The 23,259-nt window shown below is 36.6% G+C and carries 21 protein-coding genes, 3 pseudogenes and 1 riboswitch; of the genes and pseudogenes, 16 read left to right on the top strand and 8 right to left on the bottom strand.

Annotation, left to right across the window (positions count from 1 at the left end):
* Positions 1-262 precede the first annotated feature (262 nt).
* Positions 263-657: pseudogene (locus tag NSQ59_RS13915) on the bottom strand ((deoxy)nucleoside triphosphate pyrophosphohydrolase).
* 284 nt (positions 658-941) lie between these two features.
* Between NSQ59_RS13915 and NSQ59_RS13910 the strand changes: the two are divergent.
* Positions 942-2,036 carry an NADH-dependent flavin oxidoreductase gene (locus tag NSQ59_RS13910; RefSeq protein WP_055739909.1) on the top strand — a complete coding sequence of 365 codons (1,095 nt, stop codon included), beginning with the start codon at positions 942-944 and terminating at the stop codon, positions 2,034-2,036.
* 154 nt (positions 2,037-2,190) lie between these two features.
* On the opposite strand, the gene NSQ59_RS13905 is transcribed toward NSQ59_RS13910, so the two are convergent.
* The gene (locus NSQ59_RS13905; protein ID WP_126649201.1) at positions 2,191-3,429 is read right to left on the bottom strand and encodes a multidrug effflux MFS transporter; all 1,239 of its coding nucleotides are present in this window, start codon (positions 3,427-3,429) and stop codon (positions 2,191-2,193) included.
* Between the two features lie 530 nt (positions 3,430-3,959).
* Here NSQ59_RS13905 and NSQ59_RS13900 point away from each other — a divergent pair.
* Positions 3,960-4,097, top strand: coding sequence for a hypothetical protein (locus NSQ59_RS13900; RefSeq protein ID WP_161809242.1), 138 nt, complete (start codon positions 3,960-3,962; stop codon positions 4,095-4,097).
* 679 nt (positions 4,098-4,776) lie between these two features.
* On the opposite strand, the gene NSQ59_RS13895 is transcribed toward NSQ59_RS13900, so the two are convergent.
* Complete coding sequence (locus NSQ59_RS13895; RefSeq protein WP_340831809.1) at positions 4,777-5,253, bottom strand: hypothetical protein; 477 nt, start codon at positions 5,251-5,253, stop codon at positions 4,777-4,779.
* A gap of 652 nt (positions 5,254-5,905) precedes the next feature.
* Here NSQ59_RS13895 and NSQ59_RS13890 point away from each other — a divergent pair.
* The 9 genes and pseudogenes from NSQ59_RS13890 to folE all read left to right on the top strand — a co-directional run bounded on the left by NSQ59_RS13890 (position 5,906) and on the right by folE (position 13,888).
* Positions 5,906-6,598: pseudogene (locus NSQ59_RS13890) on the top strand (response regulator transcription factor).
* Complete coding sequence (locus NSQ59_RS13885) at positions 6,595-8,064, top strand: sensor histidine kinase (RefSeq protein ID WP_340831808.1); 1,470 nt, start codon at positions 6,595-6,597, stop codon at positions 8,062-8,064. The pseudogene NSQ59_RS13890 and the gene NSQ59_RS13885 overlap by 4 nt, the downstream one beginning before the upstream one ends.
* Positions 8,065-8,110: 46 nt before the next feature.
* Entirely contained in the window at positions 8,111-9,175 is a 1,065-nt protein-coding gene (locus NSQ59_RS13880; RefSeq protein ID WP_340831806.1) for a TolB family protein, read from the top strand.
* Between the two features lie 188 nt (positions 9,176-9,363).
* The gene (locus NSQ59_RS13875; protein ID WP_126649196.1) at positions 9,364-10,170 is read left to right on the top strand and encodes a M15 family metallopeptidase; all 807 of its coding nucleotides are present in this window, start codon (positions 9,364-9,366) and stop codon (positions 10,168-10,170) included.
* Positions 10,171-10,596: 426 nt separating this feature from the next.
* Entirely contained in the window at positions 10,597-11,199 is a 603-nt protein-coding gene (locus tag NSQ59_RS13870; RefSeq protein WP_340831802.1) for a GNAT family N-acetyltransferase, read from the top strand.
* Positions 11,200-11,356: 157 nt separating this feature from the next.
* Positions 11,357-11,399, top strand: a riboswitch (PreQ1 riboswitch).
* Positions 11,400-11,451: 52 nt separating this feature from the next.
* Positions 11,452-12,108 carry a 7-cyano-7-deazaguanine synthase QueC gene (gene queC / locus NSQ59_RS13865; RefSeq protein WP_340831800.1) on the top strand — a complete coding sequence of 219 codons (657 nt, stop codon included), beginning with the start codon at positions 11,452-11,454 and terminating at the stop codon, positions 12,106-12,108.
* Between the two features lie 21 nt (positions 12,109-12,129).
* Positions 12,130-12,570, top strand: coding sequence for a 6-carboxytetrahydropterin synthase QueD (queD, locus tag NSQ59_RS13860; RefSeq protein WP_126649194.1), 441 nt, complete (start codon positions 12,130-12,132; stop codon positions 12,568-12,570).
* On the top strand, positions 12,563-13,282 hold the full coding sequence (gene queE / locus NSQ59_RS13855; protein WP_340831797.1) for a 7-carboxy-7-deazaguanine synthase QueE: 720 nt from the start codon (positions 12,563-12,565) through the stop codon (positions 13,280-13,282). Before queD ends, queE begins: the two co-directional genes overlap by 8 nt.
* A gap of 3 nt (positions 13,283-13,285) precedes the next feature.
* On the top strand, positions 13,286-13,888 hold the full coding sequence (folE, locus tag NSQ59_RS13850) for a GTP cyclohydrolase I (protein ID WP_340831794.1): 603 nt from the start codon (positions 13,286-13,288) through the stop codon (positions 13,886-13,888).
* Positions 13,889-14,271: 383 nt separating this feature from the next.
* Here folE and NSQ59_RS13845 read toward each other — a convergent pair whose 3' ends face one another.
* Entirely contained in the window at positions 14,272-14,685 is a 414-nt protein-coding gene (locus NSQ59_RS13845; protein ID WP_340831793.1) for a hypothetical protein, read from the bottom strand.
* A 223-nt stretch (positions 14,686-14,908) separates the two neighbouring features.
* Between NSQ59_RS13845 and NSQ59_RS13840 the strand changes: the two genes are divergently transcribed.
* The 4 genes and pseudogenes from NSQ59_RS13840 to NSQ59_RS13825 all read left to right on the top strand — a co-directional run.
* The gene (locus NSQ59_RS13840) at positions 14,909-15,532 is read left to right on the top strand and encodes a CGNR zinc finger domain-containing protein (protein ID WP_340831791.1); all 624 of its coding nucleotides are present in this window, start codon (positions 14,909-14,911) and stop codon (positions 15,530-15,532) included.
* Between the two features lie 23 nt (positions 15,533-15,555).
* A complete protein-coding gene (locus NSQ59_RS13835; protein ID WP_055739896.1) occupies positions 15,556-15,855 on the top strand; it encodes a hypothetical protein in 300 nt (99 codons plus the stop codon).
* A 293-nt stretch (positions 15,856-16,148) separates the two neighbouring features.
* Positions 16,149-16,649, top strand: a complete 501-nt coding sequence (locus tag NSQ59_RS13830; protein WP_340831788.1) for a hypothetical protein — start codon at positions 16,149-16,151, stop codon at positions 16,647-16,649.
* 347 nt (positions 16,650-16,996) lie between these two features.
* Positions 16,997-17,620: pseudogene (locus NSQ59_RS13825) on the top strand (TerD family protein); the annotation flags it as partial.
* A gap of 259 nt (positions 17,621-17,879) precedes the next feature.
* Here NSQ59_RS13825 and NSQ59_RS13820 read toward each other — a convergent pair.
* The 3 genes from NSQ59_RS13820 to NSQ59_RS13810 form a co-directional block, all read right to left on the bottom strand.
* Positions 17,880-18,344 (bottom strand): DUF2269 family protein, encoded by a 465-nt coding sequence (locus NSQ59_RS13820; protein ID WP_340833167.1) that lies wholly within the window; start codon positions 18,342-18,344, stop codon positions 17,880-17,882.
* The gene (locus NSQ59_RS13815) at positions 18,344-19,066 is read right to left on the bottom strand and encodes an NAD(P)-dependent oxidoreductase (protein WP_340831785.1); all 723 of its coding nucleotides are present in this window, start codon (positions 19,064-19,066) and stop codon (positions 18,344-18,346) included. The genes NSQ59_RS13820 and NSQ59_RS13815 overlap by 1 nt, the downstream gene beginning before the upstream one ends.
* A gap of 300 nt (positions 19,067-19,366) precedes the next feature.
* Positions 19,367-19,699 carry a winged helix-turn-helix transcriptional regulator gene (locus NSQ59_RS13810; protein ID WP_055739891.1) on the bottom strand — a complete coding sequence of 111 codons (333 nt, stop codon included), beginning with the start codon at positions 19,697-19,699 and terminating at the stop codon, positions 19,367-19,369.
* 530 nt (positions 19,700-20,229) lie between these two features.
* Here NSQ59_RS13810 and NSQ59_RS13805 point away from each other — a divergent pair.
* Complete coding sequence (locus NSQ59_RS13805; RefSeq protein WP_340831782.1) at positions 20,230-21,012, top strand: ABC transporter substrate-binding protein; 783 nt, start codon at positions 20,230-20,232, stop codon at positions 21,010-21,012.
* Between the two features lie 811 nt (positions 21,013-21,823).
* Here NSQ59_RS13805 and NSQ59_RS13800 read toward each other — a convergent pair.
* Positions 21,824-22,507, bottom strand: coding sequence for an ABC transporter permease (locus NSQ59_RS13800; protein WP_055739890.1), 684 nt, complete (start codon positions 22,505-22,507; stop codon positions 21,824-21,826).
* Positions 22,508-23,259 lie beyond the last annotated feature (752 nt).

Here is a 23,259-nt window from a genome sequence, read left to right as displayed (position 1 = left end):
ATGGTTAATAGGAGGAAATGACTAACCATATCCTCCCTACACCACCGAAAGTATAGTTCCGTATACAAAATATGGGTGTTTCAATTGGCTTGAATGTAATTGTTCAAGTCTAGAAGTTTACGCTTACAACCCTTGGTTTAGCTAGTCGAACCGAAAGTTTTTGTAATAGTGCTTTTTGGCGTTTAAGTGCAGTATTGGGCCAATAACACCCACTTAGATGGAAAGCTGGGGGTAGAAAAGGAGGTTGCCTACTTGTTTCAAGTTAAATTCCTTCCATCAATAGTTCAACCGCTGGAACATCCGCCGGAGCCCATTTCAAGGAATCAAGATTTTCTCTTTTAAGCCAAATAAGTGTAGAGTGCTCTTTTGGTATAGGAGTTCCTTCTACAATCTTGCATTTAATAGAGATTAAGTTAATGTTAAAGGTCTCATATTCGTGAAAAATGTCATTATGTATTTCATGCGTTTCAATTTTACAGGTTAATTCTTCCTTAATTTCTCTAACCAGGGCAGTATAAATATCTTCATCCTTCTCAACCTTACCCCAGGAAATTCCCATCTATTTGGATGATCCATTTTTGGAGAACGAAGTGCACAAAGAATTTCATTTTTGTCATTTTCTATAATGGCTGCTACAACTTTGATTGTTTTTTTCATATTTCCTCCAATCCTTTAATCATGAAATGGCATTTCCTTGTGCAATATTATACATATATTTCTTTTCAAAATACAAAATGGCTAAAGCAATAAAAAAAGGAAAATATATGTTAAGTGAATTAGAATACAACATGGGCAAAAAATAGTAAAATCGCATTGTTATTCCTGTATAGTGAAATCGCCGATTGTGTTTATTTGCTCTTTAAAATTAACTTAGCATGCAAAGCAAAAAAATTGACCAATAAATCTCATTTGTTTACTATGAATTTCGAGGAGTGAAGAAAATGACAAATTATTTAACACCATTTAAATTTCATAACGGCGTCGAGCTACGCAATCGCTATGTGATGGCACCGATGACTACGTATTCTGCTAATCCAGACGATACGGCATCAAATGAAGAATTAGCGTATTATGAAGAGCGTTCCTATGGAGTAGGGGCAGTAATTACGGCATGTACATATGTAATCGCAAACGGTAAAGGATTCCCGGGACAATTTGCGGGGCATACAGATGATTATATGGACAGTTTACGAAGTGTGGCACAAGCGATTCATAAAGGTGGCGCTAAAGCGATTTTACAAATTTATCACGGTGGTCGCCAATCACCTCGTGAACTTGTGCCAAATGGCGATGTTGTTAGTGCTAGTGATACGATAGCGGCAGATGGGGGAAAGGCGCGCGCTTTAACGGTGGAAGAGATTCAAGAAATCGTGAAAGCATTTGGTGAAACAACGCGGCGTGCCATTGAAGCAGGCTATGATGGCGTTGAAATACATGGTGCAAATACATATTTACTGCAACAATTTTTCTCTGGTTTCACAAACAAACGTACAGATGAATACGGTGGTACACTCGAAAAACGAATGCGCTTCCCATTAGAAGTAGTGGCAGAAGTGAATCGCGTAAAGCAACAATACGCAGATGATTCCTTTATCGTAGGCTATCGGTTCAGCCCTGAAGAGCCCGAGGAAGATGGTATTACGCTCGATGATACGGTTCAACTTGTAGATCGTTTAGCGAAAGAGCCACTCGATTATTTACACATTTCACAGATGGATTTCCGTTCAATAGCACGACGTTATGAAGGGGAGAAAGAAAATCGTATTAAAATTATAAAGCGTGTCATTGATGGTCGCATACCGCTTATTGGTGTAGGCTCCATTTATTCGAAAAAAGATGCATTAGAAGCGATGGAAACAGGTGCAGAACTACTAGCATTGGGACGAGAATTATTAATTGAGCCGCATTGGGTAGAAAAAATTGCGGCAGGGGAAGAAGTCATTACTGAAATGGATATGACACGAGAGAATGTCATTCCTAGTCCGTTGATGCGCATGATGCAATCAAATCCTGGCTGGGTACCTGGCGTTAAATAGTACACAAAAGAGGGATATCTTTAAATAGCAACACCCCAGAAGTTAGAGCGAAAAACCTAACTTCTGGGGTGTTTTTAAATGGATTGAAAATTCAATTAGAATAGGTGAGAGCTCAAATAAACGGTTACTAACAAAACGTTGCCCAAAAGCACTCCTAATGCAAACTTGTTTCCGTTTCCGTAGATTTCGCCCTTTGTACCCTAATTGTAGCTCTCCTAACTAACACAAAATAGGAAAGGAACGCCAGAATGCTTGAACCGAAGATGGTGATTCCCATTGGAACGCCTGTATATGATCCGGCGATTCCAACGAGCGGAGCAGATAACGAGCCAAGTACAAATGGCAATAAGCCCAATAATGCGGAGGCACTGCCAGCAATATGTCCTTGTGACTCAATGGCTAATGCAAAAGACGTTGTTCCAATAATACTAATTGATAGGACAAAAAAGAAAATAGGGATAGCGACGGCGATGATTGGTGCTTTTAAAAGAAGGGCGATTAGTAAACACGCTCCCGCTAAGTTAGAGATTCCTAACCCAATCTTTAAGAATGTTCGCTCCGATATTCTGTCTGTAAAGCGCCCAACCGACTGACTCCCAATGATTAATGCTAAACCGTTCACTCCAAATAATAAGCTGAACTGTTGAGGAGTGACATGGTAAATATTTTGATAGACAAATGGAATACCAGATACATAGGCAAAAATTCCGGCAGTGGTAAATCCTTGCGTGAATGCGTATCCCATGAACTCTCGATCCTTGAATAAAGAACCAAAATTTCCTAGAAGTTGAGGCAAGTTACTTGGCACACGTTTTTCTACTGGCAACGTTTCTTTAAGTTTCAATGAAACCGTGAAGATTAAGATGGCGCCAATACAAGCCAAAACAATAAAAACTCCATTCCATTTGGTAAAAGAAAGGATGATTCCTCCCGCAACCGGTGCAACGATAGGGCCTAAGTTACCGACTAACACCATTAGAGTAAAAAACTTGGTTAGTTCCTTACCGCTAAAGAGGTCTCTGACGACAGCTCTGGAAACCACAAGACCGCCTGCTGCAGCAAAACCTTGGATAAAACGAGCCACAATAAGGAAATAGATGTTAGGTGCAAACGAGCAAGTCAAGGAAGCTAATAAGTATAAGCAAAGAAAAAATAGCAATGGTTTGCGGCGGCCTTTGACATCGCTCAACGGGCCAATAAATAATTGTCCCGCCCCAAGTCCTAATAAACATGCAGTTAAACTAATTTGTACCAGTGAAGCAGTTGTATGAAAATCTTTTACAATAGTAGGGAAGGACGGCAAATACGTATCTATTGTAAAGGGTCCTAAAAGTCCAAGTGATCCTAAAAGAATTGCAAGTTGTATTCGTTGTTTTCCACTAGGTGTATTCAATTTTTCCTCACCTTTCGATTAAATTTCTTTTTACGTTAGTATCGTTCCTACAGTAATTTCAACAATCCCCCCATTCGAAATCAAGCTTCCTTTGACCTAACACAAAATTTCGAAATCCGAAATTACGTAATTTTCATTATAACCTGATTTCATTTGCGGGTAAACATTAAAATATGCTCAGACAACCATATTTAAAATATACATACATAATTGGGAACAATTTTATAAAATTGCCTCTGCTAAATGTTTATATTTGCTAATCGTCCAAATTCTTAATATAATTTGAAAAGGAACAAATGTTTGTAGGTGATTAAAACGATTAGCAACTTGTTAAAGTATTTGAAAAAACACTTGCTTTTCTAAATGAATATGGAGTTGTGCTATAAGAATAATTTAGTTTGGGTTCGCCTTGAGTTTTTATTTACTGTAAAAATTACAAAAAATAAATAAAATATCTAAGAACATATTTCAAAATCCTTCATATACTGCTTACTGTGAGTAATTTTAAGTATATGGGGGTAAGAAGAAAAATGAAAGACATTCAGTTGAAAATATCAAGGGAAAACGCGAGCAAGGATGGGAAAAATGGTTATAAGATTATAGAGGTGAAAGTATCGGATCCAACAGAAAGTTTATTTTCAGTAGTTACTCCGATAAAAAAGCAATAGGTGAAATAAAAAAACTATCTTTCAGGTAAGTGTACATAGAAAGATGGTTTATTCGAAGTGTGTTGGTTATTCTATTATTTTCGCAAATGAAGATTTTGCAAGTTTATCATGAAAAAGCACAAAACTTTTTTAAGCTTGTGCTGAATTTACCTGCGTAAAAAATAGAATTACTTGGTCTTAAGTGCCTGATTTCTACTATATTATGATAGTGGGGATTAGGCACTTTTGTTGTGCATAATTATAATTTAAATATAGAAAATAAACCAGAACGTATGTTTCTGTTGGGAATTATGATATTCTATAATTAGCTACATAAGTAGGGAGGGCGGTGGCACCTATTTCTTGTTCCGTGGTCATTTCACAACAAGAAAGGAGGTGTTGCAGATGACAATCTTCGAGGCACTGGTTTTGATGATCAGTTTTGCTGCATTGATTGTCATGATTATAAAAGAAAAGTAACCCTCCCTGTGTGCTAAGGTGAAGGGTTACTCTTGCCTTTAGCCACCGCACTTCTTGCGGAGTAGCTGACTGAACGCTGATGTTACAGCATCGGCGTTCTTTTTTAGTGTATTCTTGTACTTATTATAATATGCGAATAATTAAAATAAAAGTATTTCATCTTTTCTATTAGTATTGTTTAATCGATCCAAAATAGTAACTGATCATTTCTACTAAACGTTTATCCACCAATGCGGTAACCATAGGAACCTTGTTCTTTATAAATTTTCTCTTCAAATGTTTTACACCAGTTTCTTACTTCATCAATATTATTCGTTTCCAGTACTTTCGTATCCCATGGAATCTTTAAAGAGTTCTTTATATTCCATATTTCTTCACTAAATAATAAATAGTATGGATCCTTTTCCTTCGAATAATTGGTATTTGTAATTAATTCATCCCAATCGTTATCCCATTTGTCCTGATTCCTATCTATTCTGCAAAATATTTGCCCCGGCTGCAGAAAGGGATATGTTTCAGCAAGTTCCCACAACTTTTCATCTGCTTCATCAAACAAATCTTCGTCTTCATTCTCCATTACAACATAAGTGTATATGTGATATTTCTTCTGCTTTGGATCTTCCCTTTTCTTTTTCGTCGAACTTATAACTATGATGACTACAATTAGTACTGCTAATCCTAGAATTAAATAAAACATTTTGTCACTCCTAACTATAGATTTTATATATGTCTTCGATAAATTCCTTATATTTCCTGCTTTTTAACAAAAACTATGCTACTGGAAAAGTATTAACATACATGAATACTTGGCACTTCAATTAGGGTACGGAAACGATTTGCGGATGGAGGGGCCACTATGGAAAATAACAGGGGAATTTGACGGAACCTATCATTTTGATAGGGTTTTATTTTATTATAAAGATAGAATAATATAATTTGTAGGGAGTGACATGAATTGCCAAGTATTCAGGATACTATATACCCAAGTTTTAGTTGATGGAGAAAGACTTAGAAGAAGTGTACACCCCAACTCGAATGAGCACAGTCTAAGTCTAAAGGAACCATACAGAATCTAGCATTACTGGTATTAAATAAAACTGTCCAAAAGCTTGGATTCTTATCCGTATGTTTGATGTTCCTAAAGCGATTGTCACAAATGTTGTGAAAAAATCAAGTTTGCCTTTGAAAACGAATAGTGAAAAGAGAACGACTAAACTTAATTTTCACTTTATTCGGAATTATCTTCAACTTCGCCAATTTGAGACCTAATTAATATATACAACCTACATAATGGAATAGTCATTCATTATGGTGCCAATAAAAATTCTATAGAAGAGCGAGAGAGACCATTGAAAAAGAAAATATTAATAGTAGATGATGAACAAAGCATTGTGGACGCAGTTGCCTATTCCTTTCGTAGGGAAGGGTATGTGGTCGAAACTGCAAATGACGGGGAAGAAGCTCTTAGACTAGTAGAGTCTTTTCAACCAAATCTTATCATTCTGGATGTAATGATGCCGAAGTTATCAGGGTATGATGTGTGTCGCAAACTGGAGAATCGGAAGGGTATCGGAATTATACTTTTAACGGTTAAGGATGATATTGTCGATAAAGTACTGGGACTTGAACTAGGGGCAGACGATTATGTAACAAAGCCATTTGACTTACGTGAATTATTAGCTAGAAGTAAAGCGCTCATAAGGCGAATGGATGGCCGAGATACTAACATTGTTCAAGAGGAAATTATTGTTCGTAATATTCAATTGAACCTATTTCAGCGAACACTGTATGTAGACAATAATCTTGTTAAGTTAACTCCAAAGGAATTTGATTAATTGGTACTGTTATTCACTAATCTTGAACGAGTATACTCAAGAGAAGATCTTCTAAATATTGTTTGGGGGATGGATTATATAGGGGGGACGAGAACGGTCGATATTCATATACAGCGTCTTCGAAAAAAGATAAATGATTTAGAACAGATTGTACTTCAAACCGTTTATGGTGTGGGTTATAAAGCTTCCTCTGGAGTAAAAAAATGAGAGTAAGTCTTAAACTAAAAATCAGTTTAGCATTGGCCATTATCCTCTTGTTAACTGTGGGAGTACTTAGTAAGTTTGTGCTACATGGAATTGAAAGATATCAGGTTCAAACGGTGGAGAAACACCTTTTACAACAAAGTGAAATGGCCCAACGATATATAAGTCAAAATTATTTAACCGAGGATGAGAGAATTCCACCAGGGAATTTTATGCATCAAAGAGGGCAGCGTCTTGCGATGTATCTTTCTATGCTTAGTGGAATGGAGGTTGTTTTGTACGATTCAAAGGGTAGTCTAGTTGGTAATTCGATGCCACTCAGTAATGAAGCGAAAGGTGTTTCGGACACTCTTCATTATGCTATTCAAGGTAAAATAGCCTACCAGACTCTAGGAAATTCACTCACCTATTTTTCACCGCTCCAAATAGAAAATAAAATGATGTGTATCATTGAATTCCACTATTCTCTTAAAAACAACCATGATTTTTTAAATATTACGAAGCATTTATTTTTAACAGTGGGTATTATTGTGTTTATTGTTGGATTTGTTGTTGGCTATATTTATTTTTATAAAATTGCCTTAATCATCTCTAAACTTCAAATAGCATCAAACCATATCCATTCAGGTCATTTTTTGGATAAACCTCCAGTCGTAAGAAGGGATGAATTAGGGGAACTAAGTCAGGACATTTTCAATATGAGCAATTCTATTAAACAAAACTTGAACAATATGAACTTGGAGAAGCAGAAGCTAGAACTCGCTGTTCAAAAGCTCCAGGTATTGGAGCAACAGCAGAAACAATTTATTGGAAATATAAGTCATGAATTTAAAACACCTTTAACATCCATTAAAGCATACGTTGATTTGCTCAGTATGTACCCGGATGATCCAATGTTGATTGAGGATGCTGTTCAGAATATTAGTAAGCAGACGGATCGTCTTTATGAAATGGTTGAAAAAGTACTGCGTCTTTCCGCGTTGGAGAAATATGATTTTGAGCAGCAATCACAGCCAATCGAGATGAAAGATATTTTGACAGACATATGTAACAGTATGCGTGGGAAAGCTGCAAAGTATAATTTGAAGATTCATACTAAATTAGTTTCTGCCGTTATATGGGCAGATAGAGAGAACTTAATTCATATTTTCGTTAATTTAATCGATAATGCTATAAAGTATAATGAAATGAATGGTACTATTTGGATAGATTCTTTTGTGGATAATGATTTCCTCATCATCGATGTAAAAAATACTGGAAATATGGTTTCAAAAGATCTGCAGAAGAAAATATTCGACCCTTTCTTTACAGTAAATATGGAGCGCTCCCGCGAATTTAGTGGAACTGGCCTTGGACTAACTATTGTAAGAAAATTAACGGAAAAACAAAACGGGACCGTTATACTTCATAGATCCGATAGACAAGGAACGGTATTTCGATTACGTTTTCCTATATATCATGCCTTGTAATGGGAGTTGGCGATGTCCATTTATAAGTACAAAAGGAGATTTATCCGTGAATTTTTTAAAAATAATGATAGTGTTTATATTAACTTCAATCACGATGTTGATTATGACTGCATGTGATCAACAAAGTAGTAATACCAGGAAAATGATTGAGAAGGATGGAAAAACTATTACGATATTACAGCCTCCTAAACAGCAGGAAAATATTGCCGTGAGCCATATTGAAAATATAGATGATACACTAGCCACTCAATTCTTTTCAGAGACTAAAGTCATTCTTAATACACCTAACAACTTAGGAGAGAATAGTTCTGAAAGCAGCCTTTACATCTATGATATGAAGACGAAAACCAAAACACTATTGAAATCCGAATTCAAGTTGCAAAACTATTCATTATTGTCCCCCGACAAAAAACACCTTTTCTTATTCATGGATGACGGTGAACGTATGGTTCGTTATATAATGGATATCCAAACTAAAAAAACAATAAGCCTTGGCAATTCTGATATGGTTAATAATGTCCAATGGTTGGATCATTCACATGTCATATTTAGTACACTTAATGGAGATATCCTAAAAGCAGATGTAGATGGTAATGTAATGAAAATCACTTCAACGAAAGACGCCATCTTATCCATTGGGATTTCCAATAAAAAAATTTATTTTGAAGACATCAACTATCATTTATTTTCTGTTGACGGCAATAGCAAGCCATTTCTGATCAAGAATCATATCTCTAGTGTGATTCCATCACCTGATGGTTCTCAATTAGCATTGGTACAAAGAACGAATGATACAACTGAAGAGTTAATCCTTACTGATTTAAAGGGGCGTAACCCCATAAAACTTGCAAGCGGTATTGGAATCTTGGGTACTAACTGGGCTCCAAATGGAAGAAAAATTGCTTTTAATCTATTTTCCGAAGATAACAGTAAGAGGGGCCTATATGTGGTAGACACTTTAACAGGTGAAATGAATCCCATACTCTTGAATGTCCAATATCCTAAATACAATATTCGTATTCCTGTAAGCTGGAGCGAATCCAATAAGAAGATTATGATTACAACATTTGATCAAAACAAAATGATTACGAATATCATCTCACTTAAATAAAATTAGGAGGGCTACTTAGTAGCTCTTTTTTCAAATTCTCGATTCATCAACTCAAAAGTTTACAAGTTGGAAACAATTTTTTTGCATTCTTGCAATAACTAAGTGAAAAATAGAAACATTAAACAATTATTTTTTATCATGTGGTCTTTAGAAAAGACTTCATTACACTTTGCTTAGGAGGCAACTACATGATAAAAAAAATAGTTACAATGGTACTGTTCACGCTGATTCTAATTATTTCTGGCTGTTCCGGAAATGCACAAAACAAACAACAAAAACAACTTACAGATAATATAAGCAAAAAGGAACAACCATCTCATAGTAACGAGAGTCAACTAGAAACCCCTACAATAAAAGTGGATACTAATGCTACACAATCAGAACCGGGATTACTTACTGTCGCAGATCCTGAAAGTATCACCGTTCTTGTAGACAAAAAATATGCATTTCCGCAAGGTTATGAACCGAAAGATCTCGTTTACCCAAATGTTCCATTTATTTTTAATGAAAAAATAGAAAAAAGAATGATGAGAGCAGAAGCGGCGAAGTATCTTGAAAAAATGTTCCATGCGGCTAATGAACAAAATATACCTCTAGCAGGTGTTTCAGCCTATCGTTCTTATCAAGCTCAAACAACCCTATTCAATAATTATGTTAAAAAGGATGGAATTGAAAAAGCAAAAACATATAGCGCTGTTCCTGGAACAAGCGAACATCAATCAGGATTAACCATTGACGTTAGCGGATTGGATGGATCTTGTGCAGCAGAAGACTGTTTTGCAAATACAAAAGAGGCAACCTGGCTTAAGAATAACGCCCATAATTATGGATTTATCATTCGCTATCCAAAAAACAAAGAAAAAATTACTGGCTATCAATATGAACCTTGGCATATTCGTTATGTTGGAGTTAATTTAGCCACTGAGTTATTTAAGCAAGATTTAACACTAGAAGAATATTATCATGTTGCACCTGTGAACTCAGACGGAAAATAATAACGTCCATCTTAAAAAATATAAAATTCTTCTAAAAATATGTATTTTTTATAATGAGGGAGAAATGAATCAATAAAATTTGGGATGATGAATGATGAGCTCCTATTGTAAAATGTACCCTGTAGAGTAGACACGTAAAAAAGCCTACTCTACAGGGTATTTTTATATACAATGAATGAAACGGGGATACGAATACAAATTTATAAGTAAAAAATTCTTTACAGATAAAGAGATAAAAATTCTTTCTAATAATCAGTATGTAAAAATCAGTTGCTATGAAAGGAAATTTATTTAACCTAGGGTTGTTTATTTTTTACTGGGAATAAAGAAATACCTAAAAAGCTTTTCAGTGTTTATCCTACATGGCCTAACAACAGCATAGCTGTCATATTAAAAAGTTCCTATAATAGTTAATATGGGAAAAATATGGTTGAAATCAGTATATCTAAGCTGTATATTTTAAACAATATGAATCTTAAAAAACTAAACAAGGAAGTGATTATTATAAAGCTGGATGGAAAAAATGTAATTCTTTCAAGGGTTACTCCGGATGATTTGGATTTTATTTGTGAACTAGAATGCAATAAAGATATTTGGTTATTTGAAGAATATATTGAATCAGATATGAATGTCGTTAGAGAAAAGTACCTACAGAAGATGAATACTCCGTATAGTTATGATTTTATTGTCAAAAGCACCATAGAGGGAGAAGTTAAACCAATTGGACTAGCCCAAATATGGTGTTATGTAGAGCATAGAAAGAGTTGGGAGATTGGTTTTGCAATTCTTCCAATTTACCAAGGAAATGGTTTTGGGTATGAAGCAACGAAACTTTTAATAGAGTTTGCATTCGAAAGATTACAAGCTCATAAAGTAGTTGGAATGTGTAATTGTAACAATCTTAAATCTGTAAAATTAATGGAGAGATTGGGCATGAGAAGAGAGGGAACATTTCAAGAAGAATTGTTCTGGAATAACCAATGGCATGATCAACATTTTTATTCAATACTAGATAGAGAGTATCAATAATATTGTGAGCATTTCAAAGTAGGCATCAACTTTTACAAAGTATTCACATATTGGAAAACAAGCGCTACCTCTTGGCATTAGTAACCGTTTTCCATATGCAAAAATGGTAAACATCCTGTATAATCAAAATGTCAACTAAATAAAAAATCCGCATAACGCGGTAGAGGTTCTAGCTACCCTCTTAAAAAAACTAAGGGAAACAGGACTGCTTTCGTTAGTAGTCCTGTTTTTCTGTTCAAAGGAGAGTTTAAGATGAAGAAAAAAGAAAAAGCGGTTGTTGTCTTTAGCGGCGGCCAGGATAGTACCACTTGTTTATTTTGGGCGAAGGAAAGATTTGAAGAAGTTGTTGCAGTAACCTTCGATTATAATCAGAGGCACAAGTTGGAAATTGAATGTGCCAAAAATATTAGTAATCAGCTTGGTGTCAAACACCATATTTTAGATATGTCCTTATTAAATCAATTGGCTCCAAATGCTTTAACCAGAGACGATATCCAGGTAAAAGATGGGGAGAACGGAAGTCTGCCATCTACCTTTGTTCCTGGAAGAAATCTGTTGTTTATGTCCTTTGCAGGTGTATTAGCTAGTCAAGTGGGGGCTAAACATATTGTAACTGGAGTCTGTGAAACTGATTTTAGCGGATATCCCGATTGCCGAGATATTTTTGTGAAGTCTTTGAATGTTACTTTAAATCTTTCGATGGATCAGGATTTTGTAATTCATACCCCGCTAATGTGGTTGGATAAATGTGAAACTTGGAAACTAGCAGATGAACTTGATGCTTTTGATTTTGTACGTGAAAAAACTTTAACTTGCTATAACGGGATCATAGCGGATGGGTGTGGAGAGTGTCCTGCCTGTAAGCTAAGAAAAAATGGTCTAGAAGAATACTTGAAAATAAGAAAATAACCGTTTTAGGAGATGACCAGCATGTTACAGCAATTTTACCCACAACCAGCTCCACATCCATATCGTTTTGAATTAAATAAAGATATGAATTTCTCAACTGCTCATTTTATCCCTAACGAAAAGGCAGGGAGGTGTTCTTTTACTCATGGGCACACCTATTTTGTTAATTTAACGATTGCCGGGGATGAACTGGATGAAATGGGGATGTTAGTGAATTTTAGTGATTTAAAGAAATTAGTGCACGGGAGATATGATCATCAGCTGTTAAATGATTTTCCTGAATTTGAAAAGTTGACTCCTTCAACAGAGGTAGTTGCCCAAACCATTTATGAATTGGTTGCGAATTATTTAGATACTTTATCTAATAAACCTATTTGTCTACAAGTGTTAGTCCGGGAAACACCTACATCTTACGTAATATATAGACCCCAATTTAACGAAGGGAACGAAAAACATGAGTAGCAGTAAAATTCCTGTTATTGAAGTATTTGGTCCCACGATTCAAGGAGAAGGAATGGTAATAGGCAGAAAAACCATGTTTGTTCGGACGGCAGGCTGTGATTATCGATGTGTTTGGTGTGATTCTGCTTTTACATGGGATGGGTCTGAAAAAGATAATATTAGATTACTAACTCCATCGGAAATTTTTCACGAACTAAAGCAGCTTGGAAATCAAAATTTTAATCACGTGACAATCAGTGGAGGAAATCCCGCTTTAATCGGAAAACCGATGATGGAATTCATTGAACTATTACATGAGCACGATATAAAAGTAGGATTAGAAACACAAGGAAGCCGTTGGCAAGATTGGTTTCGGTCAGTGGATGATTTAACGATTAGCCCGAAACCTCCTAGCAGCGGGATGAATACGGACTTTGATGTATTAGATAGTATAATAGAAAATTTAGCAGGAAAAAGAATCAGTCTAAAAGTAGTTGTCTTTAATGATGAGGATTTTGATTATGCCAGAATGGTCCATAAACGATATGATACTATTGATTTTTATTTATCGGTAGGGAATAAAGATCCTTATGAATCAGGTGATATTTCATCACGATTGCTTATGTCTCTAGATTGGTTATGGAGTAAAGTGATGGAAGATCCTGAAATGAATGGTGTACGAGCTTTACCGCAACTACACACATTAGTTTGGGCAAATAAGCGGGGTGTTTAAACGATGAACCACGTATATACGGTTGAAAATAAAGAGATTGATGTAGAAATAAAAAAACAAAAAATTTCGCAGCATTTTGCTAGTATTATAGAGGAACTTGGATTAGATTTAAATGATCCCTCTATTAAAGACACGCCGGAAAGAGTAGCTAAAATGCTTGTAAATGAAACATGTAATGGATTATTTTCCAATCCGCCTATTATTACAACATTCCCATTAGATAAAAATACATCCAGAGAGCTTGTAGTAATAGAAAATATTCCTTTTAGCTCTTTATGCGAGCATCATTTTCAGCCTTTTGTTGGAACGGCAACCATTGCCTATCTTCCAAATGATAGAGTAATGGGACTATCCAAAGGGGCAAGAGTTTTGGATTATTTCGCTTCCCGACCACAAATTCAAGAACGACTTACAAATGAGGTGGCAGCATATTTGTATGAGCAATTAAATGCTAAAGGGGTATTTGTTATGATTAAAGCGGAACATTTCTGTATGAAAGTTCGCGGGGTAAAAAAACATCAGTCCGCTACAATTACAACTGCTAGTCTTGGAGACATTGATAAGAAAGATGTCCTTTCTTCTATTCAACTAGCTAAGATGAAGTAGCTTTCGCACAGACTTTTATGCTTCAACTTTAGTAGCATAACTCGTTCCCTATAACGTAGAAAAATTTGTTTAGGTTTAGGGATAGATAAATGAGAATAAACTTCAGACCTATTGAACACTCAAGTATTAGAGTTCAATAGGTCAGTTTTTTGCACATATGTGGTACGGAAACGATTCACGGATTGAGAGGCCACGGAGATTTAATTTATTGCTGCTTCCTGAAACGAATCTATGTTAATTTATATTAGATTTGACTTTAATATGGATGTGCGAACCCCATCAGTGTGGGGTTGATTACATATATAGGACAGATTGCCCCAAAATCGACAAGTGCACCTTTACGTCTACAAGTACCGATACGCAGTAAATGATCAAACTTTATGTCAAAAGTACACCTTGACTACTTTTAACATTTGTCGAATGGCTCCTAGATGATAGGCTGAATGAGCCAAAGAAGATAACAGTTCATTGGCCAGTGGTTCATTCCATTCTATAACGTCAATCGATTCCAACAGTGTTAAGTATTCATTTCGCAATCCTTCCTGAATTCGGTTCCATTGCTGTTCATCTACAGAATGAATTCCCCAACTCTTTCCCCAATCCATTTTCGGTTGTTTCCCATTTTTTAAGATTTCATTGGTACCCCACACGTGATAGCAGACATGATCCGTATTTGCAGCCAATGTTTTTAAATATCTGAAAAAACCTGTATGTTGATAGCACGCAAAATCGAGTAGGAGATGATTACATGTTTTGCACCCCATCATTCTCTCTTTTGCCTTTAATCCGAAATTCATGTTTGCCAGCAGTGGGCGGCATCCTTTGCGAACTGATTTAAAAGATACTTTTGCAAAACGACTTTCAAGTGAAATCAGTACATCATTCCTATAACCGTCTATAATTATTTTGATGGTTATATTATGGAGTGGTTGATTCTAACTGTCAATAGCTTTTATAATGGTTATAAGAAAAAATGGCCCAGACCGTCAAAATACTTACGGTAAGACAAGGAGAAGTCACATGTCTGATATAAATAAAGATGTACACAAGCATGGTTTGCTCGGCGGACGTTTATGTTTGGATTTTGCTAATACAGTAAGTTGGCACGATAGCAGTGAGAAATCACAGGAGTTACTCACGAGTTACGAGAAGCTGGTAAACTGGAGTTTGCATGCTAATATCCTTACCAAACAACAATCGCTTTCACTACTAAAAAAAGCAGAAAATCAACCTTATAAGGCAGAAGAGGTTCTCCAACAAGCTATCAAGCTGCGGGAAGCGATTTTCCGAATTTTTAGTTTAGTTTCAAACAATGAAACACCAGCCTCTAAAGATCTTTCCATTTTTAATGAAGCCTTAGCCAATGCTTACGGGATGATGCGAATAGTGCCAGGTGAAAATAAATTTTCATTGGAATTTTTGAATGGTGAAGAAAGATTAGACGGAATGCTTCCACCGATTGTTCAATCTGCTATAGACATTCTTACTTCTGAAAAAGAACTAAGCAGGGTGAAAAAGTGTGAAGGGTATCCGTGTGGTTGGCTTTTTTTCGATACAAGCCGCAATCGCAGCAGACGTTGGTGTTCGATGGCAGACTGCGGGAATCGAGCAAAAGCAAAGCGATTTTATCATAATAAAAAATAATAGCTCCTAATACGGAGTTATTTTTGCTTAAAATGGCACAATGCCAACATCTTTTCAAACATCCACAAACGGGCACTTTTCCTAGTAAAGAAAGTGTCCTTTTCTTTGTGTTTCAAGTATGTAACTCAACACGACCAAAGCCAGTGGTAGTCTTTCTTCAGATAACGTATCAATTGATATTGCTGGCTCTAAAGTTTGGAACAGATTCACCAACAAGTGCAATGGCATTTGTGTATGCCGATATTGAATGGATTCAGTTTTTTGATGAACAAGCTGTTGATAAAATTCTCCGCACGAATGCACTTAAATGGTGTTTCAAATAATTGACTGTGCTACATTTAAAATGGAAAAGTATAGCATATAAATGAATATACAGAATGTAAAATTGTTGATAGTTTGTATTATGATGGGAGGTTAATAGCAATCTGAAAAGGATATGGACTTTCAGAAAGTGGTTAAAAATATTTAGTCGAGCAGTGAATGTAAATAAAGCTGAAACAAAAATTACGAAACAGTCAAAAGGGTACTTGTAAGCAGCAACATAGAGCCAGCAGTTCGATGATCGAAATATATGATAAAAATCTCAAGGATGAAACGAAAGGAGTTGGTAATAAATATGAAAAGATTTAAGTGGTTAGCATTCGGGTTATGTATAGTAATTTTACTATCATTATATCTTTATCAGAATTACATATATTATAAGATTCCCTTCAATCCTATTAAGGAGTACGCATCCGAATCCTTAGTAGACTTTCATATTACAAAAAATCTCCCTAATGGTGAACCAGTCAATGGAAAATGCCATGAATCGAAAACGTTGGGCTTAGTTTTGGAATACTTTAGCAATCTAAAATTAATACCTTTAAAGGATAATGATAAACTAACATTATCTCCTAATAAAGGAAATGGAACCTATTTAACAGGGATGTTAGAGTTTAAACAGTCAACAAAGATATTTATCTCAGATATATATATAGATAACCCTACAGTCCTTTATATTGGTTCTACAACAGATGGGTTCAAGGGAAAAGGATATTATAAAATTGTAGATTCTAAGTTTGATTATGACTATATTTTTGATTTAATTGGTGATAATGAAACTGTTGAACAACAATGAAGGTGCTATTAGGTGGTCTAATTAGACCTTTTTGCTTAATATTGAATGGACCAACTTATCTTTTCCCAGTATCTTCACCTGCCAAGATAGAAAGGTCCCGCCATGTAGTATTCCATAGGGGTCAGTCAGGCTGTGTTTTATCGAAAATGAAGGGAGATGGAAGAAAAAATACGTAAAAAGGAATTGGAAATTTTACGCATGTGGCCCCTCAATCCTCAAATCGACTCTGCACCCCCATATGAATCCTACATCCTTTTCTTCAGCAAAATTCGCTATAATCATTCCATATTTTCCATTAATTGATATAATGAAAATATAGTATATATGAAAAGGTGGAGCGACCGTTGGTAAATTTAAGTAAAGTCGAATTAACAAAAAAAGGGCAGTCTATTAATCTTACAAAAAGCAATACGCAATCTATTGGTGAAATTCTCGTTAATCTAAATTGGAATCAGCAAACGAAAAATTCAGGGGGCTTCTTTTCTGCATTGTTCGGAAAAGGGAATGCAGGTGTCGATCTGGATTTAGGTTGTTTATATGAGTTAAAAAATGGTGAAAAGGGATGCGTGCAGGCACTTGGAAATTCATTCGGTTCTTTCCGTGGTGTTCCCTATATGGAGCTTGACGGGGATGATCGGACAGGGGCAGTTTCAGGTGGAGAAAACTTACGAATTAATGGGAATAAAATTCAAGATATTAAAAGAGTTCTAGTGTACTCGTTTATCTATGAAGGAGTAGCGAACTGGTCGCAGGCGGATGGAATCGTAACGATTAAGTATCCTTCTGGCCCTGACATTGAGGTAAAATTGGACGAACACCGTAATGGTAAAATCATGTGTGCGATTGCCATGATTGAAAATGTTAAAAATGAAACTTTTAAAGTACAACGTTTGGTAGAATACTTCAATGGCCATCAAGATATGGACCGAGCATATGGCTGGGGTATGAAGTGGGTTGCCGGCAGAAAATAAAGGGTAGAAAAGATGCTTTTCCAAGAATGGATTAAGCATCTTTTTGTTACTATCTCCTTTTTGCAAAGGCATATCAAACCCTCAATATATTGTTACACATTATTCCTTTTAGATAAAGGAAGACGAACTTAGTCCTATTTATATTACCTCTTTACCACGGGGCTCGTTTGTCATCTATCGAGAAGGGATAAATTTGAAAAAATGTCTTCCTTCATTATCATAGAGATGCGTTAGTGGTTAAATCGTTCCAGTCGGTATTTTAGAATGGCTTAACGACCATAAGCACCAATATGGCAATCATCAGCAGTTGTGCCGCCGTCTCGATTGGTACGAGCTTTTTCATCAATAGTCCGAACTCGGCGGGTATTTCATTACCTTGGTCTTGACTTTCAGATACAATCTTTATGATCTTTTTCATACGCGGCTCAATCAATCCGTCGATCATGACGACCATGAGCAACGATAAAAGGAAGGATAGATTTAGCCACATTTGAGATAATCCCATCTTGGTTACGATCATAAGCCAAACACCTGTTATGATAAGTACGGTTCCGCCAATTTTAGGTATTATGGCAAGCTTGGTTGTTATCCCTAAAGCAAAGTGAAGCTGACCAACGGTTCTAGCGGATCTTCGAATGATGGGCGTCACGAAAGCTGGACCAATTATGGCAATCGAAGCCAAAATATGCAAAACGAGCAGTAATAGTAAGCCAAACAAACCGATTATCTCCCTTCTCCTCGATAGGCAAGGCCGACCCTTTTTCTTTTAAACGTGCCTCCGAGCTCTATATGGTCCAGCATACATTTCGCGACATCATCATAAGCAACATCCAGCTCTTGTAATCGGCTGAACAAGTGATGGGTTATTTCTGCCTCGGAATATTCCTTGATCTTCTCCGGAATCGGAATAGGCAAGGTTTCCGTTGTTACATGCAGATGAACCGGAACTGGATGCTTTATCGAATCACTCATTGTTCCCGGACACATAATGGTCCAATCCAGTTGTGTCTGCTGAAGCCGTTCGAAATTCCGGTTGTGATTTTTATACTCAGGAGGGAAGCCGGGTAAATTGTTGCCTATAAGATCGGTATATGGAATACCAAGTAGTCCGGCTCCACCCATGATCCATACCCGCCCAGAGAAACTAGGTTGGAATTCACATTGGGTTATAATGTTATCGACGATACGAACAAACTCTTCACCCTGGCCCGCATGGCCGGCTGCAATAATAGCTACGTCTTGGTGCACGAGCGCCTCACCGACACTGACCGGGTCCATTATATCGTCCGCGATCACATTTACATATTGTGTGGAATGTTCACCTAGTTGATCAAACAGCTTCTTAGAATTTCGCACAAATGCGGTCATTTCATGCCCCATTTTTAACCCTTGCGCCAACACTCTTTTTCCTGTATTCCCCGTCGCTCCAAAAACAATAATTTTCATTGTTCTTTCCTCCCTTAAATGGATCCTAATATTTGGTTAGCTCAAGCTTAGCATCGTCTTTATATTCTGTTAAGAACCCACTTTAAAGTAAGGAACTTACTTAAAAGTAAGCATGACTGAAATGGGGAGACTTAAATGTTCACGCAGAGGACGGGAAATTTCTAAAGATTAATTAGCTTAATCCCGAAAATTATTTCACAACAGGGTGCCCACGGTAGGAAAACAAAAACTGCCCGGTAATCCCCGTGGCAGCTTTTGTCTTGAGTGTTTGAATTTGTGTACAAGTTCATTGAACCAGCTTTAAGACGCTGGTTCTTCATATTTCCGCTTATTATGATTTTCTCCCCAAGCACACATGACTTCTGCTACAGGGATCAATGTTTTGCCGTATTCACTGAGGGAATATTCAACTTTTGGAGGGATGGTAGGGTAGATTGTTCTATCGACTATTCCTTCTCGTTCCAAATCTCGGAGATGTTGTGAAAGCATTTTTTGTGAAACATCAGGTATAAGCTTTTCCAGATCGCTAAATCGCTTATTGGATTCAATCAAATGCCATAAAATCATGGGCTTCCATTTACCACCTAAAACATGAATGAGAGTCTCAACAGGACATTCACGCTGATGAATCATTGATAAATCATCCCTTTACTTTTTTCTAAAGTAAACACTTTTCAAAATTCTACAAAAGATATGCAATCAAGTCAATCAATTGAAACTAAAAAAGGATTGTAGAAGGCTTTGATAACGTGCTGTTAGTTCCATATACCAATATAATAAACGCTCAGAGCTTTTATGCCCTAAGCAACTTTAATGTCAATTATTGTATATCTTGTTTATTCGAAAGCTAATTTATTATTTATCCCGCAAATTAGCAATTTTGGGCTTCAAAACGGTACCCGTTATCATAATCAACCTTTATTTTAAACATATTAAATTTTTCCTTTACAGTTAGATAGGTTAAATTATAATATATTTTTAAAATGTGACAATAGAATATGGAATCAACATAGAATTTAGTAATTCCTTCAGGAGTTATTTTAGAGTAAACAGATTTCCGTCAGTTCAATGCCAATCTGTGAAGCTTTAAGGCTGAGGGTATATCAAAAAAATTTATTTTCCGATGCTGGCGCATGGAGCAAATGGTAAAGGAGTTCTTATTATTGCTAAAAAAAATAGAAGATCATCTTGGTAGATTAATTGAATTCGAGTATCCGCCAAAGAGAATAATCTCGCTTTGTCCGGGAATCACGGACACTTTATTTTCTTTACAACTTGAAAACGAAATAATTGGCAGAACGAAATATTGCATCCATCCTAATGATAAGGTAAAAACTGTGGCTACTGTTGGAGGCACTAAAAAGATTAAGATGGATATCATTCATAAGTTAAAACCGGATTTAATATTTGCGGAAAAGGAAGAAAACACAAAAGAAATGGTTGAAGAATTAGAAGAATTCTTTCCAGTGTATGTAGCGGAAGTGCAGTCTATTAAGGATGCTTACCGCATGATTCATGATGTTGGAGTGGTGACAAATCGAGAAAAATTAGCGGAACAATTAGTAACCACTATTAAAGCCAAATTTCATAAACTCCCGCAGGCTCATGGAAAAAGAGCCGCTTATGTAATATGGAGAAAGCCATACATGGTTGTTGGGAAAGAAACATATATCCATTCATTACTGGAAAAAATGGGCTTTATTAATCCGTTTACTGAACTCAACGGGAGATACCCAGTTGTTAGTAGAGAAGATTTCCAAAATGCAAAGCTCGACTATTTACTATTGGCTACGGAACCATTTCCATTTCAAGAAAAACATAAATTAGAGTTTGCCGAATTTCTTCCTAACATAGAGCAAATCATTGTTGATGGAGAAATGTTCTGGTATGGTCCGAGAATGCTTGAGGCTACGGAGTATTTTAAAGATATATTAGGGGACTTATAGCTGCTGATACTAAAAGAAACCCCTTCATGCTATTACGGGTTTATTTTAGCGGTGCAAACATTATATAGCAAAACGTACTTGAATTCAGAGTGCGTTTTTTATTGATTTATCAACATTTTGCCGAATATTAAATGATAATCGTTTGCTAATGGTATGAAATAGAATTTTTTGTGGTTTAGTATGTGGGGTATTTTGTAATTACAGAGATTGTTGATTTGATTTAAATGGGTAACCACGGCTGGATTAGTGGGGCAGAGGAGACAGAACCCACAAATGCTCCCCACGACGCATCTAAATGAGTTTACTTGTTTTTTGAAACATAAGAAGATTTATCCTTAATCGAGTAATCAGTGATATTTAAAATAAGCGGATTTTTTCCGATTAAACCGCAGAAAAGAACTCGGTTCGAGGTATATAGGCGGAGATTTTCCGATTAAGCAAAGCAAAATTACCGATTTTCATGTTTTTTGCAGTCAATAGTCGGAATCCTTCCGTCTATTTAACCTATTTTCAATGCTATTTCCTCATTAAGAGAAATTTTTCCGCTTATTTATTTAGTGAAAAAAGAAAATTTCCTCATATGACTAGGTTGGCCGGTTTTTTAACAAGCCCAAATTGGGAAAATGAATTTAGTTTTGGATTAGGAACCTTATTGGATGGGTTTACAGTAAGGTTAAATGGTGAAAATTAATTATCATGAGCTTTGTCATCGGGGTTTTCGTGAAATTTTAAATAAAATAACGGCAGACTATGACTTAAAAATAAAGTCATAGTCTGCCGTAGTTTTATAAAAGTTTAATGACTACTTTGTTTAAGCAGCTTCCTTTAACTCCACATTCTCTTCTTTTTTCTTCTTTTTAACTGGAGACAGACTTCGTTCCAACCATCCCATAATAAAGTCAGCACCAACTGCCATTACTGCGGTAGGGATAGCACCGGCAAGAATTATTGGGGTTCCATTTGTTACGTTTGTTCCGCGGACAATGATGTCACCAAGACCGCCGGCTCCTACAAAGGTTCCGATAGTTGCAATCCCAATTGCGATAACCAACGCATTTCTTAGACCTGCCATAATAACGGAAAGGGCTAGGGGGAGTTCTACCATTCTTAACACTTGAAATTTTGTCATTCCCATTGCCTTACCTGACTCTAATAAGAAGTGATCGACATTCACGATCCCAGTGTACGTATTTTTTAGAATTGGTAATAGGGAATATAGGAATAGGGAGAGGACAACCGTGTTTGTTCCTAATCCCATCACTAGCATTAGCACGGACACCATCGCCAGGGCAGGAATGGTTTGAATGATATTTGCCAATGATAAAAGCCATGCACTTAATTTATGATAGCGCGCCATTACGATGCCGAGTGGAATTGCTACAATGGCTGCGAATAACACTCCGTATGCTGACATGAGAAAGTGGCGGTAAAATTGTTCCCAAACGTAACTTCCGTTTTGAATATAATAATTAACAATTCCGTTTAGTGTGGCCATACAAGCACCTCTCTCTCAGAAAATAAGATTGTTTAATTTTTTTACCAAATTTGCTTCGGACTAGCGCAAGCAACATCCGTTAGCGAATTTCTATGTCTTCGGATAAGGATAGGAGCTTCAGATCGTAATGTAATTCGTTATATTGTTCCTGTTATTCCATGTCCGCCTCGGTATTGGGCACGATTCTCCTGGTCTTGTTCCCATTATTCCATGTCCGCCTCCGTATTGGTCACGATACCTCGAGTATTGTTCCCATTATTCCATGTCCGCCTCCGTATTGGTCACGATACCTCGAGTATTGTTCCCATTATTCCATGTCCGCCTCCGTATTGGTCACGATACCTCGAGTATTGTTCCCGTTATTCCATGTCCGCCTTAGTATTGGGCACGATTCCACGGGTATTGTTCCCATTATTCCATGTCCGCCACCATACTGGGCACGATACCTCGAGTATGGTTCCCGTTATTCCATGTCCGCCTCGGTATTGGGCACGATTCCACGGGTATTGTTACCATTTTTCCTCATCAGCCACCATATTGGGCACGATTCCACGGGTATTGTTACCATTTTTCCATGTCCGCCACCATACTGGGCACGATACCTCGAGTATGGTTCCCGTTATTCCATGTCCGCCTCGGTATTGGGCACGATTCCACCAGTATTGTTACCATTTTTCCTCATCAGCCACCATATTGGGCACGATTCTCCTGGTATTGTTCCCGTTATTCCATGTCCGCCTCGGTATTGGGCA

The organism is Margalitia sp. FSL K6-0131, assembly GCF_038008735.1.
In the GTDB taxonomy this organism is placed as follows: domain Bacteria; phylum Bacillota; class Bacilli; order Bacillales; family Bacillaceae_C; genus Margalitia; species Margalitia shackletonii.
Note: the sequence above shows the minus strand (reverse complement) of the source record. Positions and strands in the feature narration are given on the sequence as shown.

Excerpts from the sequence above, each read along its gene's own strand:
- NSQ59_RS13885 (WP_340831808.1), top strand. The coding sequence starts at position 6,595 with ATGAGAGTAAGTCTTAAACTAAAAATCAGTTTAGCATTGGCCATTATC.
- queD (WP_126649194.1), top strand. The coding sequence starts at position 12,130 with ATGTTACAGCAATTTTACCCACAACCAGCTCCACATCCATATCGTTTT.
- NSQ59_RS13910 (WP_055739909.1), top strand. The coding sequence starts at position 942 with ATGACAAATTATTTAACACCATTTAAATTTCATAACGGCGTCGAGCTA.
- folE (WP_340831794.1), top strand. The coding sequence starts at position 13,286 with ATGAACCACGTATATACGGTTGAAAATAAAGAGATTGATGTAGAAATA.
- NSQ59_RS13815 (WP_340831785.1), bottom strand. The coding sequence starts at position 19,066 with ATGAAAATTATTGTTTTTGGAGCGACGGGGAATACAGGAAAAAGAGTG.
- NSQ59_RS13800 (WP_055739890.1), bottom strand. The coding sequence starts at position 22,507 with ATGGCCACACTAAACGGAATTGTTAATTATTATATTCAAAACGGAAGT.
- NSQ59_RS13840 (WP_340831791.1), top strand. The coding sequence starts at position 14,909 with ATGTCTGATATAAATAAAGATGTACACAAGCATGGTTTGCTCGGCGGA.
- NSQ59_RS13875 (WP_126649196.1), top strand. The coding sequence starts at position 9,364 with ATGATAAAAAAAATAGTTACAATGGTACTGTTCACGCTGATTCTAATT.
- queE (WP_340831797.1), top strand. The coding sequence starts at position 12,563 with ATGAGTAGCAGTAAAATTCCTGTTATTGAAGTATTTGGTCCCACGATT.
- queC (WP_340831800.1), top strand. The coding sequence starts at position 11,452 with ATGAAGAAAAAAGAAAAAGCGGTTGTTGTCTTTAGCGGCGGCCAGGAT.
- NSQ59_RS13845 (WP_340831793.1), bottom strand. The coding sequence starts at position 14,685 with ATGAATTTCGGATTAAAGGCAAAAGAGAGAATGATGGGGTGCAAAACA.
- NSQ59_RS13830 (WP_340831788.1), top strand. The coding sequence starts at position 16,149 with ATGAAAAGATTTAAGTGGTTAGCATTCGGGTTATGTATAGTAATTTTA.
- NSQ59_RS13870 (WP_340831802.1), top strand. The coding sequence starts at position 10,597 with ATGGTTGAAATCAGTATATCTAAGCTGTATATTTTAAACAATATGAAT.
- NSQ59_RS13895 (WP_340831809.1), bottom strand. The coding sequence starts at position 5,253 with ATGTTTTATTTAATTCTAGGATTAGCAGTACTAATTGTAGTCATCATA.
- NSQ59_RS13900 (WP_161809242.1), top strand. The coding sequence starts at position 3,960 with ATGAAAGACATTCAGTTGAAAATATCAAGGGAAAACGCGAGCAAGGAT.
- NSQ59_RS13810 (WP_055739891.1), bottom strand. The coding sequence starts at position 19,699 with ATGATTCATCAGCGTGAATGTCCTGTTGAGACTCTCATTCATGTTTTA.